The sequence below is a fragment of the Xenorhabdus beddingii genome, assembly GCF_002127545.1.
GTDB classification, from domain to species: domain Bacteria; phylum Pseudomonadota; class Gammaproteobacteria; order Enterobacterales; family Enterobacteriaceae; genus Xenorhabdus; species Xenorhabdus beddingii.
Genome location: NZ_MUBK01000055.1, coordinates 1 through 5,292 on the forward strand (window position 1 = coordinate 1; position 5,292 = coordinate 5,292).

The window sequence follows — 5,292 nt, forward strand, 5'->3', positions numbered from 1 at the left end:
CGCCCGGATTTGGCAAGATTTGCTGGGACTGGATCGGGTCGGTCGCCATGATCACTTCTTTGAACTCGGCGGCCATTCGCTGATGATTGTCAGCCTGATCGAAGCACTGCGCGGCCTCGGCTGGCAACTGGAGGTTCGCAGTGTGTTCGTGACACCGGTTCTCACGGAGATGGCGCAGGCCATTCAGCGTGATGCCAGCACCTTTGTCGTTCCCCCCAACCGCATTCCCGCCGGCTGCACGGCCATCACCCCCGATATGCTGCCTTTGGTTGCGCTGTCCCAGAGCGAAATTGATGCCATCGTCACGACCGTTCCCGGCGGAGCCGCCAATGTGCAGGATATCTATCCGCTGGCCCCTTTGCAGGAGGGTATCCTGTTCCACCATTTGTTACAGACACAGGGTGATAATTATCTGCTGCAAAGTCTGCTGGCTTTCGACACCCGTGAACGCCTTGAGGCTTTCCTGACGGCTCTGCAACACGTCATTGACCGCCATGATATTCTGCGTACCGCCGCCTACTGGCAGGAACTGGCCCAACCGGTTCAGGTGGTCTGGCGTCAGGCACCTCTGGAGGTTAACCTCTTCAATCCCGCCACAACCGACGATGTGGCCGCCCAATTACGCGCTGAGACTGACCCACGCCAACATCGTCTCGACCTCAGCCGCGCCCCGTTGTTCACCGCAGACATCGCTCCCGACCCGGCTCAGGATCAGTGGCTGCTGGCGCTGCGCTTCCATCATCTGGTCAGTGACCATATGACACTGGAGCTGGTCTTCGCTGAGATTGCCCGGATATTGCAGGGAAATGCCGGGGCACTCCCCGCCACGCTGCCCTATCGCAATTTTATCGCGCAAACCTTAAGTACGCCGGCAGACGTGCACGAGGCGTATTTCCGCACCCGGCTCGCCGATATTGACCAACCCACCGCGCCGTTCGGGGTGCTCAAAGTGCAAACCGACGGCGAACGCATCACGGAAGCACGTCTTTCTATTGCCCCTGATCTGGCAAACGCCATTCGCACCCAAGCACGTCGTCTGAAGGTCAGCCCCAGTGTGCTGTTCCATGTCGCCTGGGCGCAGGTGCTGGCACAAACCAGCGGGCGCGATGATGTGGTCTTTGGTTCGGTGCTGCTGGGCCGGCTTCAGGGAGGCGCCGGTGCCGAACGGGTCTTGGGGATGTTCATCAATACCCTGCCAATGCGGGTTTCCCTGACCCACCGCACGGTGCAGGAGGTGGTGCAAGACACCTATCACAATTTGATGCTGCTGTTGGAGCACGAGCAGGCACCCCTGGTGCTGGCACAACGTTGCAGCGGTGTGCCAGCGTCCATGCCGCTGTTCAGCACATTGCTCAATTACCGTCACAGTCAGGCGGGTCAGTCTGACTCCATTGACGCAACCTGGGCAGGCATACGCATTCTGGCCGCAGAGGAACGGACTAACTATCCCATCACGCTGTCCGTGGATGATCTGGGTGACCGTTTCCACCTGACAGCCCAAGCGGTGGCCGGTATCGATCCAGCCAGAGTGACCGCTTATCTGGCTACGGCGCTGGGCGGTTTAACCGATGCGCTGGCCCGTGATCCACAACAACTGATTCGGGATATCTCCATCCTGCCAGCCACAGAGCGGCAGCAATTGCTGGTCGATTTCAACGCTACGCAGGGTGATGTTCCACCGGATGCGCTTGTTCACTCACTGTTCGAAATTCAGGTGGCGCGACAGCCTGACGCCACCGCCTTGGTATTTGACGATCAGATCCTCAGTTATGGTGAGCTGAACCGGCGTGCCAATCAGTTGGCCCATTATTTAATCACGCGGGGCGTGCGCCCGGAGGATCGGGTCGCGATATGTATCGGGCGCAGTCCAGCGCTGATCGTAGGGCTGCTTGCCATTCTCAAGGCCGGCGGGGCTTATGTCCCGCTCGACCCAACCTATCCGGCCGAACGTTTGGCTTATATGCTTGCAGACTCTGCCCCGGTGGTCGTGCTGACTGAGGCAACCCAAGCCGGCAAAATACCCGCCGCTGTACCTGTGATACTCGACATTCAGGCGCCGTTCCTGACGGAGCAACCCGGCCATAATCCAGACGCACAGGCTTTAGGTCTGATGCCAAACGCTCTGGCCTATGTGATGTACACCTCAGGCTCTACCGGACGACCCAAAGGTGTCATGGTTGAGCATCGTAATATCCTGCGCCTGATTATCAATAATGGCTTTACGGATATTGGGCCGGATGACGGTATTGCCCATTGCGCCAACATCGCCTTTGATGCCTCGACGTGGGAAATTTGGTCTGCCCTGCTCAATGGCGCACGTCTGCATCTGGTTCCCCAATCGGTGCTGCTCGATCCGGCACGTTTCTGCGATTCACTGATCCAAGGGCACGTCACGGCGCTTTGGCTGACGGTCGGTTTGTTCAACGAATACCGGCACTTTCTCGAACCGGTGATGGGGCAATTGCGCTACCTGCTGACAGGGGGGGATGTGCTTGATCCCGGCAAGATACAGGATGTTCAGAGGGCTGAATCGACGCCAGCCACCTTGATTAACGGGTATGGCCCGACAGAAACCACGACGTTTGCCACCACTTATGCCATTGACGCTCCGGTCAACGTCGCCCGTTCTATTCCCATCGGCCGGCCGATCGCCAATACCCGGATCTATGTTCTTGACGAATATGGGCAACCTGTTCCCTTGGGGGTCAGTGGAGAGATTCATATTGCCGGCATGGGCGTTGCCCGTGGTTATCTTAACCTGCCTGAACTCACGGCCGAACGTTTCCTTGTTGATCCCTTCACCCCTGAGCCGGATGCGCGGATGTACAAAACGGGTGACCTCGGCCGCTGGCTGCCCGACGGCAATCTCGAATACCTTGGCCGCAATGATTTTCAGGTCAAGCTGCGCGGCTTCCGCATCGAACCGGGTGAAATTGAAGCGGCTCTGATGCAATGCCCCGGGGTGAGTGAAGCGGTCGTATTGGTTCACGAAGAGACCGCCCGTGAGAACCCGGCGGGTCAGAAACGTCTGGTCGCTTACCTGCGGCCGCAGGAGGGGGCGGAATTGATGGCTGCCGATCTGCGTCAGCAACTCGCCCGGCAGCTTGCCGACTATATGCTGCCCGGTGCCTTTATGATCCTTGACGCTTTCCCATTGACCCCCAATGGCAAACTTGACCGTCAGGCATTCCCGACTCCGGATCCGTCTGCCTTGGTGACCCATGACTATGCGCCGCCACAGGGAAGAATAGAAACCGCGCTGGCGCAAATCTGGCAAGAATTATTGGGAGCGGCGCGAATCGGTCGTCACGACCACTTCTTTGAAATCGGCGGTCACTCGCTGATGATCATTCGACTGATAACACGCATCAAAAATCAATTTATGGTCAATATTCCCCTTACCTCATTATTCATTTCGCCCACGTTGATGGCGCAGGCCAACCTCATTTTTTCAGCTCAAATGAATGCGGTAGGAGAAAACGACGTTGAGTCAATCCAACACGATCTTGATTCCATGTCGGCAGAAGAATTGCTGGCCATTTTAGGCGAAGAACATCCCCGTGGAGACAATCAATAATGACAAGAACCAACCTGAATCTCGATGACCTGAAACGTGCGGTTCTGGAGAAAAGAGTTGAAGAGCAGTTGAAAGCACGTGGCGATCAGCAACCACCGTCATTGATTGAACCGGCGGATCGACATCAGCCACTTCCGTTATCCTTCGCACAGCAACGGTTGTGGTTTCTCAGCCAGCTCGATCCGGCGGCCAGTCTGGCCTATCATCTGCCGGTGATCCTGCGCCTCAGCGGTCAGCTCGACCGCCACGCGCTGACGGCATCATTCGACCGCCTGATTGCCCGCCATGAAAGTCTGCGTACCCGTTTTGTGCTGGTTGAAGGCCATCCCTGCCAGCACATCGATCCGGCTGACATTGGCTTTGCCCTGTCCTGCCATGACCTGCGCCAGATCGACCCCGCCCTGCATACCGACCGTGTCAGCGAACTCGCTGACATTGAGGCCCAGACGCCTTTCGATTTGACTGATGGCCCGCTGATCCGGGGTCAATTGCTGCAACTGACCAACGATGAGCATGTGTTATTGCTCACCCTGCATCACATTATCACTGACGGCTGGTCCATCGGTGTGCTGATGCGCGAACTGGGGATCTTCTATCGCGCCGAAATTGATGACTATGAGTCACATTTGCCGCCGCTGCCGATTCAGTATGTTGACTATGCGGTCTGGCAACATACGCAGTTACAAGCAAAAACGTCATCAGAAAATCAACGGCTGGTCACCCCTCTCGCCAAACAGCGTGATTTCTGGTGTGATCAGCTTAAGGGCATCCCGCCCCGACTGACATTACCCACCGACCGGCCACGACCCGCAGTCCAGACCTATGTCGGCGGCAACGTTTCTTTTCACCTCGATCTCCCCTTATTGGAAGCGCTCAAGGCGCTCGGACAGCGCCATAACTCCACCTTGTTCATGACGGTACTGGCCGCCTGGAGCCTCGTCCTTGCCCGGCTCAGTGGTCAGGATGATATTGTCATTGGGACACCGGTCGCCAACCGCCCGCACCATGAACTGGAGGGGCTGATCGGTTTCTTTGTCAATACCCTGGCCTTGCGTGTCCGCTTCAATGAGGGTCGCAGTGTGGCGGATCTGCTGGCTCAGGTGCGGGAACGGGCGCTCGCCGCCTATGCCCATCAGGATCTGCCCTTTGAACAGGTGGTGGAATCCCTACAGCCTGAACGCAGCCTAAGCTACAGCCCGATTTTTCAGGTGATGCTGGCCCTGAATAACACTCCGGCTCAAGCGTTGACCTTACCGGGCCTGCAACTCACGTTCATGGAACAGGCACGTCGTGGTGCTCATTTTGACTTAACCTTATCACTGGCTGAAACCGGAACCGGTTTAGTCGGGGATCTGGAATATGCCGCCGATCTGTTCGACGCCACAACCGTTGAACGCCTGGTCGGTTATTTAACCACGGTGCTGACGGCGATGGTGGCTGACGAAACCCAGGCCATTGCCACGCTGCCGATATTATCGGCTTCTGAGCGGCAACAGCTTTTAGTCAGTTTTAACGCCACTCAAGCGGATTTCCCGCAAGATGCCCTTATCCATCAATTGGTTGAGGTTAAGGCGGCACAACGCCCCAATGCCACCGCCGTGGCCTGCCAGAGCCAAACCCTGAGCTATGGTGAATTGAACCAACGCGCCAACCGGCTGGCCCATCATTTGATTGCGCTGGGCGTGCAGCCGGATGATCGGGTGGCGATCTGTGCC

Annotated in this window: 2 protein-coding genes; both read left to right on the forward strand. The window is 57.3% G+C overall.

What is annotated here, in order from left to right; genetic code table 11:
- The coding region (locus Xbed_RS17765) for a non-ribosomal peptide synthetase (protein WP_139837530.1) at positions 1–3,577 on the forward strand (3,577 nt) is incomplete at its 5' end.
- On the forward strand, positions 3,577–5,292 hold a 1,716-nt coding region (locus tag Xbed_RS17770; RefSeq protein ID WP_139837531.1), incomplete at its 3' end, for a condensation domain-containing protein. The genes Xbed_RS17765 and Xbed_RS17770, both read left to right, overlap by 1 nt.